The following is a 14,156-nucleotide window of genomic DNA, read 5'->3' as shown; positions in this document are numbered from 1 at the left end:
CCATGACCAAAGCCGTTTTTGCCACACTGGCACTCGGAGCTGCCGTTGCGTTCGCCGCCCCGGCCAGCGCGGAGAAAATGAAGGCGACGCTGGACGGCAAATCCGAAGTCCCCGCCAACACCAGCAGCGCCACCGGAACGGCCGATCTGGACTACGACGCTGCCAGCAAGAAGCTGTCCTGGACGGTCACTTATTCCGGCCTCTCGGGCCCCGCCACCGCCGCGCATTTCCATGGGCCGGCCGAAGCCGGCAAGAACGCCGGCGTCGCGGTCGCGATCCCGAATGCGGCCTCGAGCCCGGTCAAGGGCGAAGCCACGCTCACGGACGCGCAGGCCGCCGATCTGCTCGGCGGCAAGTACTACATCAACATCCATACCGCGGCGAACCCGGGCGGCGAGATCCGCGGTCAGGTGACGAAGTAAAGCGAAAACGCGGGGCTTCGTCGCGGAAAGGCCGGACGCAAGGAGGGAGCGTCCGGCCTTTTCGATTCGGGGCGAGGACCTGCCTCGCTCAAGCGGCGTTCAGCGCCTGCGCGAGGTCGGCGATCAGGTCCGACGGGTTCTCGATGCCGATCGAGAGCCGGATCGTGGAATCGAGCACGCCGATTTTCCGGCGGATGTCGGCGGGAACGCCGGAATGGGTCATCGTCGCCGGCAGGCTTGCGAGCGATTCCGTGCCGCCGAGACTCACCGCCAGCTTGAGAATCTGCAGCGCGTTGAGGAATTTCACCGCCGCCTCCTTGCCGCCGACGATGTCGAACGAGAAAGTCGACCCCGCGCCGAGGCATTGCCGCGCGAACACACGCCCCGATGGCGAGGCCTCTTCGTGATGGCCGAGGTAGTGCACCTTGGCGACCTTCGGGTGGTCGCGCAGGAAGTCCGCCACGAGCCGCGCATTCGCATCGGCTTTCTCCATCCGCAGGCTGAGCGTCTCGAGCGAGCGGTTGATCATCCAGCAGGAATGCGGATCGAGCTGGGTGCCGATGGCGCCGCGCAACGCCTTGATGCCCTTCATGATCGCTTTCGATCCGAGCGCGGCGCCCGCGATCAGGTCGGAATGGCCACCGACATATTTCGTCAGCGAATACAGCGACACATCCGCGCCGTGCTCAATCGGCCGCTGAAACACCGGCCCGAGCAGCGTGTTGTCGCAAGCGATGATCGGCGTGTGTCCCTGTGCCTTGCCGATGGCATCGGTGATGCGGCGGATCATTGCGATGTCGACGAGGCCGTTGGTCGGATTGGCGGGCGTCTCGATCAGGATCATCGACACCCGCCCCTTGCGCATCGCCTCGTCCGAGGCCTGCTCGACCGCCGTCTCGTCGATGCCGTCGGCAAAGCCGACGGCGCCGATCGACAGACGCGCAAGGGTGTTCGTCAGCAGGGTCTCCGTCCCGCCGTAGAGCGGCTGCGAGTGCAGGATGACATCGCCGGGGCGAACGAAGGCCAGGATCGTGGTTGCGATGGCCGCCATGCCGGAGGAGAACAGCGCGCAACTCTCGGTTCGCTCGTAGATCGCGAGCCTGTCCTCGACGATCTCGCTGTTGGGATGATTGAAGCGCGAATAGACCAAGCCCGCGCCCATGCCTTCCGGCGGCTCGCGCCGACCGGCGACGTAGTCGAAGAAGTCCTGCCCGTCCTCGGCGGTCTTGAACACGAAGGTGGAGGTCAGGAACACCGGCGGCTTGATGGCGCCCTCCGACAATTGCGGGTCATAGCCATAGGTCAGCATCAAGGTTTCCGGATGCAGCATATGATTGCCGATATGGGTCTTCGACGGGAACGGTTTTGCCATGGCCTGTCTCGCTGTTGACTATGGTGCTCGCCGCGCGCTGGAACTCCCTGATGTCCTGAGAGTGTCGGGAGGAGGATGCGTCGACTCGTGTGAGCGCACGGCGCGCTGCCACAAAGATAGCTGCTCTGAGAGCAATCCGTCAGGCCTTGCGGACAGAATTACTGCCTCGCTGCGGCTCGCGGCTACGCAAAAAGGCGGCTGCCTTCGCAACCGCCCCCTTCACTGCTTCCTCGTCGCCCCGTTATTTCAACTTCAACCGATAGGTTTCGTGACAATCATTGCAGCGGTCGTTGATCGCCGTGTAGGCCGCCTTCAGGCTCGCGACATTGGTGATCTTGCCTTTGACGTCGGCGATCGCCTTCTGCACCGGCGGGATCTTGGAATCGAAATCGGCCTTGTTCTGCCAGACCTTCGGCGAGGAGCCGTAGGACGCATTCACGACGTCCTGCTTGGGATTGACCTCGAAGGTCTTGGCGATCTTGGCGACGTCCGCCTCCAGGTTGGCAATCGCCTCGTCGACGGTCTTCTGGTTGTAGGGAATGTCGCCCTTGGACATCTTCTGAATGACCGAGTACAGGCTCTTTGCCTGCGAGCGCATCAGATTGTCCTGCTGGACGGCAATCTCCTGTTGCGCCATGACGGCGCCCGCGCCCAGCACGAGGACGCCCGCGACAATCATCGTCCGTTTCATTGGTTCGCTTCTCCGGCTCTCGAGACGTTCAGGGAATGAGACTTCGCCGGCTTCACGTGAAGCCGGGACCCATCATGGGTAGAACCCCGCGCGGCGCGTTTATTCCCGTGCGCGCGGAGATCGGGTTCAGAGACTGTGGCGGCGGTGGTGCTCGTTGATGGCGATCCACACCCGCTCGGGCGTTGCCGGCATGTCGATGTGGTCGATCTTGTATTCGCGCCAGAGCGCGTCGACGATGGCATTGACGACGGCCGGACAGGAGCCGATCGCGCCGGCCTCGCCGGCCCCCTTCACGCCCATGGGATTGGTCTTGCAGGGCACGTTGTGGGTTTCGAACACGAAGGCAGGCCCATCCGCCGCGCGCGGCAGCGCATAGTCCATGAAGGTTGCGGTGATGAGCTGGCCGTCCGTCGGTCCATACACCACCTGCTCCATCAAGGCCTGGCCGATGCCCTGCATGGCGCCGCCATGCACCTGGCCGGCCAGGAGCAGCGGGTTGAGCGTCTTGCCGAAATCGTCGACGATCACGTAGTTGACGATTTTGATGATGCCGGTGGCCGGATCGATCTCGACCTCCGCGACATGGGTGCCGTTGGGATAGGTGCCGTCGGCGCTGGCAAAGGTCGCGCTGCCGTTCAGATTCGACGGATCGACCCCGGGCCGCTTGGTGAGATCGGCGAACGAGATCGCACGATCGGTGCCGGCAATGCGGATGATGCCATCGGTGATCTCTAAGTCGCCGGCGCTGGCTTCGAGCGCCTGCGCCGCGATCTCCTTCAGCTTTTGCCCGAGCTCGCGCGTGGCGCGCTCGACGCTGACGCCGCCTGACGGAATCGAAGCCGACCCGCCGGTGCCGAGGCCGGTCGCGATCTCGTCGGTATCGCCCTGGCGAACATGCACACGCTCGGGCACCAGGCCGAACTGCTCGGCGACGATCTGCGCGTAGGCAGTCTGATGGCCCTGCCCGCTCGATTGCGTGCCGATCAGCACGGTGACGTCGCCATTGGCATCGAGCCGCACATTGGCGGTCTCCTCACCCATCACGCCGCAGATCTCGACATAGCTCGCAAGCCCGATGCCGCGGATCAGGCCGCCCTTCTTGGCGAGCTTGGCGCGCTTGGGAAATTCCTTCCACTCCGCGATCTCCATCGCGCGCTTCAGATGCGCGGCGAAGTCGCCGGAATCGTAGACCTTCCCGGTCGCGGTCTTGTAGGGCAGCGCCTTCGGCGGGATGAAATTCTTGCGGCGGATGGCATCCGGCGTCATGTCGAGCTTTCGCGCGCAGGCATCGACGAGGCGCTCGATGACATAGGCGGCTTCGGGCCGGCCCGCGCCGCGATAGGCATCGACAGGCACGCTGTGGGTGAAGATGGTGCGCACCCGGCAATGGAAGGCCTGGATGTCGTAAAGGCCCGGCAGCATGCCCGCGCCGCCATGCGGGATGTAGGGCCCGAAGGTCGACAGATACGCGCCCATGTCGCCCATGAGGTCGCAATCCATGGCGAGGAACTTGCCGTCTTCAGCCAGCGCCATCTTGGCGGTGGTGACGTTGTCGCGGCCCTGCGCATCGCCCATGAAATGCTCGGAGCGATCGGCTGCCCACTTCACCGCCTTCTTCAGCTTACGCGCAGCGACGGCCATCAAGGCGTATTCCCGGTACGGAAACAGCTTTGTGCCGAACCCGCCGCCGACGTCGGGACAGATCACCCGCATCTTGTCGGTGGGGATGTTGAGCACGTTCTGGCAGAGGATGTCGCGCAGGCGGTGGCTGCCCTGGCTGCCGACCGTCAGCGTCAGATGGTCGCGCTTGGAATCGTATTCGCACACCGCCGCGCGCGTCTCCAAGAAGCTTGCCACCACGCGCGGATTGACGATGGAGATCTCGGCGACGGCATGCGCCTTGGCAAAGGCCGCGTCCACCGCCGCCTTGTCGCCGATCGAGACGTCGAACAGCACGTTGCCGGGCTTGTCGGGCCAGACCTGCGGTGCGCCCTTCTTCACGGCGTTGACGACGCCGGTCACGGCGGGCAGTGGCGACCATTTGACCTCGATCGCCTCGATCGCGTCGCGGGCCTGGTCGATGGTCTCAGCGACCACGAAGGCGACGGCATCGCCGACATGTCGCACCTCGTCCTGGGCGAGGATCGGGTAAGGCGGGCCGGTGAACGGATCGGTCTCGAGATTGAACAGGCAGGGCAGATTGCCGAGATCCCCAACGTCATCAGCCGTCAGGATCAGCGCAACGCCCGGCAGGCCGCGGGCCCGGCTCGCATCGATGGTGTATTTGGCATGCGCATGCGGCGAGCGCAGCACCAGGCAGCGGAGCGCGGCCTGCGGCGCGTAATCATCGGTATAGCGGCCCTTGCCGCGGATGAGCGCGTCATCCTCCTTGCGCAGCACGCTTTGGCCAACGCCGAACTTGATGGGAGCCGCCATTTTATCTTCCCGTTCTCATGGTTGTTTTGTGGGCATATTGCCGTGGAAAAACTGGCGCGTCAAAGCCCGGCCATCCTGGCGGCGTCGTAGATCTCGATGGTCGTCGGCTCCGAGACGAGCGATTGCAGCGCACGGACAAAGTCGCGCGAGGCCGGAACCGCGAAGTGCGCGAGCAGCGCAGCGCGATCGGCCCACTGCTCGACGAACACGAATTTGAGGGGATTCTCGCAATCGACATGCACCGCATGCGAGATGCAGCCGGGCTCGGCGCGCGAGCGTTGGACGTGTTCGAGGCTTAGTCTCCGGACCTCGTCGATCGAGTCCTGCCTTGCGATTGCGCTGCCGGTCACCAGGATCATGTCGCCTCCCCGTCCGCTCAGTGGAGTGTCCCATGGACCCGGTCGGGGAGTCCAGCCGAGCGACGGGGATCACGGCAGACGCTTTCGGGTGACCGACGCCTGGAATTGGCGACCACTCACATCCCGCCCCGGCTCATCAGATAGCTCGTACGATCTCTGAGCGTATCGATCGCCCGCCCAGCTGTGAGATGGTCGATCTCGGCGCGCGTCAGGCCGATGTCCATCAGCGCCCTGTCACTCAGGTCCCGCAAGCTGACCCGCGGATGCAGGAGCCACTCCCCAAACGCATGCCAATATCGACTGGGCAGGTCCAGGAGGCTTTGCGCCGGCGCGGCTGCTTCCCTCCCCGACAAGGCATGGCCCGGCGGTGCAACGGACACGTTGAGGCGAGCCGCTGCCGCCAGGACCTCGTCCATGGCCTCCTTCGCCAGGGCAATGGATCGGTCGAGGCGAAGCACCGCGGCATCGTGCTCGGCCTCGGATGAGATCTTCGTCAGTTGTGGTGGCATCGGACGCTCCTGCTGTGAGCCGGCAAGGAGCGTGGCCAAACAAAAGGCCCCGTCCGATGCCGGCGGGGCCTGGTGGAAAAGATGTCGTCGAGATCCTAGCGCACGACTCCTCCCACCGCCCAGCCGAAGCGGGTGATGTGGTTGCAGGAGACTTTGCGCGACGATTTGATCATGAGCGACTCCTACCACGGCAATCGCGCAAAATCAAGAGATGCATGGAGATCGATTGCATCCTGAAGGCGAACCCCCACGCCGGCCAATTCGTCTTTCCAACTAATGCGACGAAGGAGGTTAGCCGCAACAGCGCATAAGGGACCAGCCCCGCGAAGAGCGCTTGAGGCGCGCGATCGTTCAGAGCGGCGACTGACCGAAAGGCGATAGGATGACCCGTGATATGCGATATGCACGTCCGCTCATTATGTAGGTAACTCTGTCCTATAGCTGACGTTAGGCGCCGCGCATAACGGCGGGCACGATAGCTCGTTGCCCTCAATTCGCTGCTTCCGCGACGCATGGTGAGCTAACGCGCTTCCGAGCATTTCGGCGGCTTGCCACTTTCTGGAGGGCTTGTCGCACGGCTCCCGTTCGGCCACACTCGTCGCATTTCAAGTAATTGTTTGGAAGGGTGACCTCATGCCCGAAGCATTGGAAAGCCTTTTGTGGTGTGCCGCGCTTGCGACGTGGCTGATGCTCTTCTCGAGGATCCTGGGTGAACACCTCAAGCCCGTCTCGAAACACCTCGGCCATCTGATCGCGGTTGCTTTCAGACTCAGGACGAAGTGACGCAAAACGGCCTCGGCGCGGCTTGGCAGCTGTCAAACTGGCAGAACTGCTCGTCACGTTGTTGCTGGCGTGAAGCGAACGAACCAGGCGCACGCATCCTGCGGCCGCAATGTTTCGTGACTCAGCGGGTACGGTGACGCTGCTAGAGCATGATCCGGAAAAGTGTGCAGCGGTTTTCCGAAGACCATGCTCAAACAATAACCTAAAGCGCGATGACGATTCTTCCTAATCGCATCGCGCTTTAGCGTCCCACCCTCCGGTCGAGGGAGAACCGGCCTCCTCCGGTGACCAGGATCAACAGAGCGCCTCCCATGATGGAGATGTTCTTCAAGAAGTGATTGTACTGGCCAATCTGTTGCGGACCAGCGGGATACTCCCAGTAACGATGTCCAATTGCAGTGGCCGCCAATACGAACAGAAACGTCAAAATTGCGCAGTAGCGCGTGCCGATGCCGAGTATCAAGCCAACCGATATCACGATTTCCAGCACGACGTTGATCGCCGTGAGCAGCTGGGGCACCGGGAGGTTCAGCGACCGAAAATAACTCACCGAGCCACTGAAGTTGGTGAGTGCTCCATAGGCGCTTCCAACGAAGACCCATGCAAGCAGGACACGGCCGATGAGGATGAGCAGGTCGGCGTTGCTGGTGGCGAACTCGTCGATCCGCGTGGACCAGGGTGAGCGGAATGGCATGGTAGTTGCCTCGTCTCCTGAGCAGGGCACCCGAATATCGGAAAATCGTATCACGATCGGCCGACCTTATGAAGGATTCCGGTCGCCGGTCCGTGTGAGGCAGCGGTAAATGGATAAATCCGGATGCGACCCTAGCCGCGCACCAGCGAGACCAGCCAGCTGCGGCCGAACAGCACGAGGATTGCGAGCGCGTAGACGATGGTACCGCCGACGGCGAGCAGGGCCAGCGTCGCTTCGTCCCGGAAGGTGTGCACGGAGGAAAGAACGACCGGGCTGAAGCGCGCGATCAGCCAGAACGCCGTGGCGAGGATCAATCCGATCAGCAGGAATTTGGCGAGCGACAACAGCCAGGCGCGGTCCGGCACGAGGAAGCCGCGCCGAACTGCGAAGAAGAGCACCAGCAGGAGATTGGTCCAGACGCCGATGGCGGTGGCCAGCGCAAGGCCGATCTGCGCGAGCGATCCCATCAACGCGACCTTGAGCGCGACGTTGACGGCGATGCCGGTCAGCGACGCCCGCACCGGCGTCGCGGTGTCCTTGCGGGCATAGAAGGTCGCGACCGCACTGCGGATCAGCACGAAGGGGATGAGGCCGATGGCATAGGCCGCGAGCGTCGCACCGGCGGCGGCTGCATCGGCCTTGGAGAACGCACCGCGCGCAAAAAGCGCGCGCATGATCGCATCGGGCACGGTGAGAAACGCTGCGACGAACGGCACCGAGAACAGCAGCGTGAAATCGAAGGCGCGGCGCTGTGCCTTCAGCGCGCCGTCGTGGTCGTTCGCCGTGATCCGTCGCGACATCTCCGGCAGCAGCACCGTGCCGATAGCGATGCCGATGACGCCGATCGGCAGCTGGTTGAGCCGGTCGGCGTAGTAGAGCGCCGACAGCGCGCCGGCCGGCAGGAAGGTCGCGATGATGGTGTCGGCGAACAGCGCGACCTGCGTGCCCATCGAGCCCAGCGTCGCAGGTCCCAACGCCCTAAAGAATCCGCGAACGTCCTCGTCGAGCTTGAGCGGCGCAAAGCGCGGCAGGCCGCCATGGCGGGCGAGATCGCCGGCGAGCAGGAAATATTGCAGGAAGCCGGAGATCAGCACGCCCCAGGCGGCGGCATGACCCGCGGTCGGAAACCAGACGGCAACCGCCAACGTCATCATCATCGCGACGTTGAGAAAGATCGAGGCGGCCGCGGCGCTGGCGAAGCGCTGCATCACGTTGAGCATGCCGCCATAGAGCGTCACCAGCGTGATCAGCAGGAGATAAGGAAAAGTGATCCGGGTCAGCTCGATCGCGAGCTTGCGCTGCTCGGCATCCTCGGAAAAGCCCGGCGCCAAAATGCTCATGGCCTGCGGCATGAACAGCCAGGCGAGGATCAGCAGCACCACCTGCGAGGCCAGGAGCAGCGTGAAGATGCGGTCGGCGAACAGCTTTGCCGCCGCTTCGCCCTTCTCGCCATGGACATGGGCATAGGCCGGCACCCAGGCGGCGTTGAAGGCGCCCTCGGCGAAGATCGCGCGGAAATGGTTGGGCAGCCGCAGCGCCACGAAAAAGGCGTCGGCCAACGGGCCGGCGCCGAGAATCGCCGCGAGCATGATGTCGCGGGCAAACCCCGTCAGCCGCGACAGCAGCGTGTAACCACCGACCGTGAAGATGCGTCCGAGCATGCGGACTCTTCTAGAGCATGTCAGGAATAGGTCTAGGTGCAAACCGCGGCGGAAGTCAGCTCCCTCCCCCGCTTGCGGGGGAGGGTTGGGAAGAGGGTGTCTCCGCAAGCGAGAGCCCCCAAGAGGAAAGAGCCCTCACCCGGCGCTACGCGCCGACCTCTCCCGCAAGCGGGAGAGGTGAAAGCAAGATCAACCCGCGAGCGCGCCGCGGACGGCGGCGATGATTCGCTCCTGGTCGGCTTCGGTTAGGTAGGCATGCATCGGCAGGCTGATGACGTCCTGCGACAGGCTCTCGCAACCCGGCAGGCCGCCCTCGGCGACCGGATATTGCTTGTAGGCGGTCTGCTGATGCATCGACTTGCCGTAATAGATCGCGGTCGGCACGCCCTGGGCTTTCAACGCGGCGGCAAAGCCGTCGCGGTCGGTCCCCTTGGGAAGGCGAATGGTGTACTGCGCCCAGACCGAGGTATTGCCGGGCGCAAGGCGCGGCACGGTGACGACATTGGACAGGCCGCGCGCATAGCGCTCGGCGACCTTGTTGCGGGCGGCGATCTCGTCGTCAAAGATCTTCAGCTTCTCGATCAGGACCGCGGCCTGCATGGTGTCGAGCCGGCCGGTGAGGCCGAGACGGACATTGTCGTATTTGTCGACGCCCTGCCCGTGCACGCGGATGCTGCGCAAGGTGGCAGCGAGCTCGTCGTCATCGGTGAAGATCGCGCCACCGTCGCCGAAGCAGCCGAGCGGCTTTGCCGGGAAGAAGCTGGTCGCAGTGGCGTGCCCGAGCGTTCCGAGCTTGCGACCCTTGTAGCTTGCGCCAAAGCCTTGCGCGGCGTCGTCGAGCACGAACAGGCCTTCGGCCCTGGCGATCTCGGCGATGGCATCGTGATCGGCGGGCTGGCCGAACAAATCGACCGGAATCACCGCGACCGGCTTGAGACCAGCCTTGCGGGCGGTGGCGATGCCGCGCTTGAGCGATTCAGGGCTCATGTTGAAGGTGGTCTCGTCGACGTCGACGTAAACTGGCGTCGCGCCGGTCCGCGCCACCGGCGAGGCCGTGGCGATGAAGGTGAAGGACGGACACAGCACGGCATCGCCGGGCCCGACATTCCTGGCCATCATCACCATCAGGATCGCATCGGTGCCGCTGGCGCAGCCGATCACATGCTTGGCGCCGGAATAGGCCGCGAGCTGCTTCTCGAGCTCGAAGACTTCAGGGCCGTTGACGAACTGGCAATGGTCCATCACGCGCTTGACGGCGGCATCGAGCGAGGCGCCGAGCCGGCGGCGCTGCGAGGCGACGTCGATGAAGGGAATGGGTTCGGAACGCAGATGCTGGTTCATGACCTGATTTTTGGCGCCTTGTGACGTTTGAGCGGTCGACATGGAAAGGAATCAGCCGGCGACGCGGCGCGGCGCCTTGCGCGCGGGTGACGTCGCCGCAGGACGCGAGGGCGTCTCCAGGCACTGCGTGGCGATCTCGAGGCTGGCGACGCCCTCGTCGCCCGTCACCGCCGGCGTCTCGCCGTTGCGCACCGCCTTGAGGAACGCGATCAGCTCGGCGCGCAGCGGCTCGTCATGGCCGACCGGCAGATGCCGCATCGAGTAGCTGCCGTCGGGTTTGAAGCCGAAGCATTCGGTGACCTGGCGCGTCAGGAGATCACCCATCACGTATTTGCCGCGCGTCGCGACCGTGACGCTGCGCGCCTTGAACGGCGTCAGCCAGTTGGTGTTGATGTGGGCGAGCACGCCGCTCTCGGTGCGGAACTGCAGCAGCGCGATGTCCTCGCGTTCGGCGACGGCGCTCGACAATTGCGGCTGCACCTCGACGATGTCGGATTCGGTGAACCAGCGGATCAGATCGATGTCGTGCACGGCAAGGTCGATGACGACGCCGACATTGGACATGCGCGGCGGGAACGGGCCGACGCGGGTGATCGCGATGGAGAGAATGTCCTCGCCCGCGATCGCCTGCTTGACCGCAGCAACCGCCGGATTGAAGCGCTCGACATGGCCGACCATCAGCGTGACGCCGGCCTTCTGTGCCGCGGCGACGATCTCGCGGCCCTCTTCCACCGTGGATGCGATCGGCTTCTCGACGAGAACGTGGATGTTCTTGGCGATGCAGGCGAGCGCGATCTCGTGATGCAGATGGGTCGGCGCCGCGACGGTAACGGCATCGACGCCTTCGGCGAACAGCTGGTCGAGCGTCTCGAAGCTTTCGCAATTGGCGAGTTCGGTTGCCCGCGCGCGATGCGCCGGCGAGGGATCGACGACGCCGACGAGGCTGACGCCGGGCAGGCCGCTGAGCACGCGCGCATGGTTGCTGCCCATCACGCCGGCACCGATGACACCGACGCGCAAGCCGGCCTTTGCCGGTGCAGACCCTTTGGAACTCATGTGAGCAAACCCCGATTCAACGCAAATCCCCGGGCCGCTTCTAGCACGGGCGCCACATTTGTGGCGAATGCCGGCCTGACGGTCCGGACACGATTTGATTCAAAAAGTTACACGTTCCCCGGGCCTTAGGCCGAAAAAGATACCGCTTCTCGGCCCGGGTCGCGTGATTCGGAGTTGCTGGTTACGACCTTTGATAGTCGTCTTCAATCCGGATGATGTCGTCTTCCCCGAGATAAGAGCCGGTCTGGACCTCGATCAGCTCCAGCTGGATCTTGCCGGGATTCTCCATCCGGTGGACGGCGCCCATCGGGATATAGATCGACTCGTTCTCGTGCACCGTCTTCACGGTCTCGTTGACGGTGACCTGGGCCGTGCCGCGGACCACGATCCAGTGCTCGGCACGATGATGGTGCTTCTGCAGCGACAGCCGCCCGCCCGGCTTGACCACGATGCGCTTGACCTGGTGGCGCTCGCCATTGTCGACCGACTGATAGCTGCCCCAGGGCCGGTGCACCTTGAGATGCTCCTCGGTGACCTTCGGCGCGACCGCCTTCAGCTTCGTCACCAGGCGCTTCAGCCCGTTGGCATCCTTCTGCCGCGAGACCAGCACCGCATCCGCGGTGGCGACCACGACGAGATCGTCGACGCCTTCGAGCGCGACCAGCGCGGAATCGGTGGTGACGTTGCAATTGCGGGAATCCTCGAACACGGCGGTGCCGTGCGCGGCATTGCCCAGCGCGTCCTTCTCCGACAATTCCCACACCGCATGCCAGGAGCCGACGTCGGACCAGCCGCACGACACCGGCACGACGGCCGCGCGCGCGGTCTTCTCCATCACCGCATAGTCGATCGAGATCGCTTTCGCCGCGCCGAACGCCTCGGGCTCCAGCGTGACGAAGCCGAGATCGCGGCCGGCATTGTTGACCGCATTGGTGATCGCCTCGACGCTTGCCGCATCGACCCTGCGATATTCGTCGAGCAGCACGCTCGCCGGGAACATGAAGTTGCCGCTGTTCCAGAAATAGCCCGAATTGACGTAGTCGGAGGCCTTCACCGCATCCGGCTTCTCGACGAAGCGTGTAACCGCATGCACCTCGCCCGAGATCACCTCGCCCGGATTGATGTAGCCGTATTCGGTCGCCGGCCGCTCCGGCTTGACGCCGAAGGTGACGATGCGCCCGGCATTTGCCGCGGTGAGGCCTTCGCGGCAGGCGGCGACGAAGGCGGCATTATTCTGCACGACGTGATCGGCGGCGAGCGCGAGCACGATGGCCTCATTGACGCGGTTCTGCGCGAACACAGCGCCGGCGGCGATCGCAGGGCCGGAATCGCGCCGCATCGGCTCGAGGATCACGTCCGCCTCGATGCCGATCTCGGCGAGCTGCTCCAGCACCATGAAGCGATAGGACGCGTTGGTGATGACGATCGGCCGGTCGAACAGCGAGGGATCGGACACGCGCAGCAGCGTGTCCTGGAACGTCGAGCGCGTGCCGAACAGCGGCAGGAACTGCTTGGGCCGCACCTCGCGCGAGGCGGGCCACAGCCGCGTGCCGGCGCCGCCGCACATGATCAGGGGGATTATGCGTTTGTCCATCGTGATCTCAAACCTTGAAATAGTCCCGATACCAGGTGACGAAATGATGAACCCCATGCTCGATCGGCGTTGACGGTGCAAAGCCGGTGTCGCGCATCAGATCCTCGACATCCGCGAACGTTTCCAGCACATCTCCCGGCTGCATCGGCAGCAATTCTTTGATCGCCGTCCGGCCCAGCTCCCGCTCCAGAAGACCGACGACGTGCATCAGTTCCTCCGGATGATGATTGCCGACATTGTAGAGCTTAAACGGCGCATTTGCGGCAGCCGGATCGTCCGCGGGCACGAGATCGATCAGCTTGGACACGACGCGCGTCACATCGTCGATATAGGTGAAATCGCGGCGCATTTTGCCATGGTTGAAGATCCGGATCGGCTTGCCGGCCATGATGGCGCCCGCGAACAGAAACATGGCCATGTCGGGGCGGCCCCATGGCCCGTAGATGGTGAAGAAGCGCAGCCCGGTGACCGGCAGGCGATAGAGGTGGCTGTAGGACTGCGCCATCACCTCGTTCGCCTTCTTGGTCGCGGCGTAGAAGCTGACGGGATGGTCGGTGCGGTCTGCCACCGCAAATGGCAGTTTTGTGTTGGCGCCGTAAACGGAGGATGACGAGGCGTAGACCAGATGACGGCAGCCATTGTTGCGGCAGCCCTCCAGCACGTTGAGGAAGCCGACGAGATTGGAATCGGCGTATGTCTGCGGCTGCTCGATCGAGTAGCGCACGCCGGCCTGCGCGGCGAGATGCACGACTTTGGCAAAACGATGTTGCGCAAACAGCGCCGCCATGGTCTCGCGGTCGGCGAGATCCGCCTCGACGAACGAGAAACGGGGCTCGTCCCTGAGCAGAGCAAGGCGCGCTTTCTTCAGCGCCGGATCGTAATAGCTGTTGAGATTGTCGAGCCCGACGACGGCGCGGCCTTCGCCCAGCAGCTGCCGGGCGACGTGGAAGCCGATGAAGCCGGCGGCACCCGTGACCAAAATCGCCTGATCCGTCATCCTGTTCCCTGGGGATCCCTCGCCCGCACCTGTTTAGCCGTCACCTCGGCGGGGTCGCAATAGGCTCCCTGCTCCTTCGCGAGGCCTCGTCATGGCGTCCTTAACGACGCATCCTGAACGACGCGTCCTTAACGACGCGTCCTTACGACGGCTCTTGCAAGATCGGCGCCAAAACCATACCAAAGCGGCCGAATTCGGCGCCTCGCGTCGGGTTGCCTCAATCCTCGCAAACCCTGTTCAT

Annotated in this window: 12 protein-coding genes; 1 reads left to right on the top strand and 11 read right to left on the bottom strand. The window is 64.0% G+C overall.

Features of this window, described 5'->3' with window-relative positions:
* Positions 1–2: 2 nt before the first annotated feature.
* On the top strand, positions 3–422 hold the full coding sequence (locus ACNJYA_RS13555; protein WP_439366607.1) for a CHRD domain-containing protein: 420 nt from the start codon (positions 3–5) through the stop codon (positions 420–422).
* 88 nt (positions 423–510) lie between these two features.
* Here ACNJYA_RS13555 and ACNJYA_RS13550 read toward each other — a convergent pair whose 3' ends face one another.
* From ACNJYA_RS13550 to ACNJYA_RS13500, 11 genes are all read right to left on the bottom strand, one after another.
* The gene (locus ACNJYA_RS13550) at positions 511–1,794 is read right to left on the bottom strand and encodes a cystathionine gamma-synthase family protein (RefSeq protein WP_439366606.1); all 1,284 of its coding nucleotides are present in this window, start codon (positions 1,792–1,794) and stop codon (positions 511–513) included.
* 241 nt (positions 1,795–2,035) lie between these two features.
* Positions 2,036–2,485, bottom strand: a complete 450-nt coding sequence (locus tag ACNJYA_RS13545; RefSeq protein ID WP_172785286.1) for a cytochrome c — start codon at positions 2,483–2,485, stop codon at positions 2,036–2,038.
* A 126-nt stretch (positions 2,486–2,611) separates the two neighbouring features.
* Positions 2,612–4,921, bottom strand: coding sequence for a xanthine dehydrogenase family protein molybdopterin-binding subunit (locus ACNJYA_RS13540; RefSeq protein WP_439366605.1), 2,310 nt, complete (start codon positions 4,919–4,921; stop codon positions 2,612–2,614).
* Positions 4,922–4,980: 59 nt separating this feature from the next.
* Positions 4,981–5,280 (bottom strand): putative quinol monooxygenase, encoded by a 300-nt coding sequence (locus ACNJYA_RS13535; RefSeq protein WP_172785288.1) that lies wholly within the window; start codon positions 5,278–5,280, stop codon positions 4,981–4,983.
* A gap of 116 nt (positions 5,281–5,396) precedes the next feature.
* Entirely contained in the window at positions 5,397–5,789 is a 393-nt protein-coding gene (locus ACNJYA_RS13530) for a DUF1127 domain-containing protein (RefSeq protein ID WP_439366604.1), read from the bottom strand.
* Between the two features lie 1,024 nt (positions 5,790–6,813).
* Positions 6,814–7,266: a DoxX family protein gene (locus ACNJYA_RS13525; RefSeq protein ID WP_172785289.1), complete on the bottom strand. Its 453-nt coding sequence runs from the start codon at positions 7,264–7,266 to the stop codon at positions 6,814–6,816.
* A 131-nt stretch (positions 7,267–7,397) separates the two neighbouring features.
* Positions 7,398–8,927, bottom strand: a complete 1,530-nt coding sequence (gene murJ / locus ACNJYA_RS13520) for a murein biosynthesis integral membrane protein MurJ (RefSeq protein WP_439366603.1) — start codon at positions 8,925–8,927, stop codon at positions 7,398–7,400.
* A gap of 189 nt (positions 8,928–9,116) precedes the next feature.
* A complete protein-coding gene (locus tag ACNJYA_RS13515) occupies positions 9,117–10,268 on the bottom strand; it encodes a DegT/DnrJ/EryC1/StrS family aminotransferase (RefSeq protein ID WP_439366602.1) in 1,152 nt (383 codons plus the stop codon).
* A gap of 51 nt (positions 10,269–10,319) precedes the next feature.
* The gene (locus ACNJYA_RS13510) at positions 10,320–11,324 is read right to left on the bottom strand and encodes a Gfo/Idh/MocA family oxidoreductase (protein ID WP_439403095.1); all 1,005 of its coding nucleotides are present in this window, start codon (positions 11,322–11,324) and stop codon (positions 10,320–10,322) included.
* 181 nt (positions 11,325–11,505) lie between these two features.
* Positions 11,506–12,918: a mannose-1-phosphate guanylyltransferase/mannose-6-phosphate isomerase gene (locus ACNJYA_RS13505; protein ID WP_439366601.1), complete on the bottom strand. Its 1,413-nt coding sequence runs from the start codon at positions 12,916–12,918 to the stop codon at positions 11,506–11,508.
* A 7-nt stretch (positions 12,919–12,925) separates the two neighbouring features.
* Positions 12,926–13,915, bottom strand: a complete 990-nt coding sequence (locus ACNJYA_RS13500; RefSeq protein WP_172785294.1) for an SDR family NAD(P)-dependent oxidoreductase — start codon at positions 13,913–13,915, stop codon at positions 12,926–12,928.
* Positions 13,916–14,156 lie beyond the last annotated feature (241 nt).

The organism is Bradyrhizobium sp. BLXBL-01 (genome assembly GCF_051853025.1).
Lineage (GTDB): Bacteria > Pseudomonadota > Alphaproteobacteria > Rhizobiales > Xanthobacteraceae > Bradyrhizobium.
This window is presented reverse-complemented; position numbering and strand designations above follow the sequence as displayed.

Coding starts and splice junctions, on each gene's coding strand:
- ACNJYA_RS13500 (WP_172785294.1), bottom strand. CDS start 13,915: ATGACGGATCAGGCGATTTTGGTCACGGGTGCCGCCGGCTTCATCGGC.
- murJ (WP_439366603.1), bottom strand. CDS start 8,927: ATGCTCGGACGCATCTTCACGGTCGGTGGTTACACGCTGCTGTCGCGG.
- ACNJYA_RS13535 (WP_172785288.1), bottom strand. CDS start 5,280: ATGATCCTGGTGACCGGCAGCGCAATCGCAAGGCAGGACTCGATCGAC.
- ACNJYA_RS13505 (WP_439366601.1), bottom strand. CDS start 12,918: ATGGACAAACGCATAATCCCCCTGATCATGTGCGGCGGCGCCGGCACG.
- ACNJYA_RS13540 (WP_439366605.1), bottom strand. CDS start 4,921: ATGGCGGCTCCCATCAAGTTCGGCGTTGGCCAAAGCGTGCTGCGCAAG.
- ACNJYA_RS13530 (WP_439366604.1), bottom strand. CDS start 5,789: ATGCCACCACAACTGACGAAGATCTCATCCGAGGCCGAGCACGATGCC.
- ACNJYA_RS13545 (WP_172785286.1), bottom strand. CDS start 2,485: ATGAAACGGACGATGATTGTCGCGGGCGTCCTCGTGCTGGGCGCGGGC.
- ACNJYA_RS13515 (WP_439366602.1), bottom strand. CDS start 10,268: ATGAACCAGCATCTGCGTTCCGAACCCATTCCCTTCATCGACGTCGCC.
- ACNJYA_RS13555 (WP_439366607.1), top strand. CDS start 3: ATGACCAAAGCCGTTTTTGCCACACTGGCACTCGGAGCTGCCGTTGCG.
- ACNJYA_RS13550 (WP_439366606.1), bottom strand. CDS start 1,794: ATGGCAAAACCGTTCCCGTCGAAGACCCATATCGGCAATCATATGCTG.
- ACNJYA_RS13525 (WP_172785289.1), bottom strand. CDS start 7,266: ATGCCATTCCGCTCACCCTGGTCCACGCGGATCGACGAGTTCGCCACC.
- ACNJYA_RS13510 (WP_439403095.1), bottom strand. CDS start 11,324: ATGAGTTCCAAAGGGTCTGCACCGGCAAAGGCCGGCTTGCGCGTCGGT.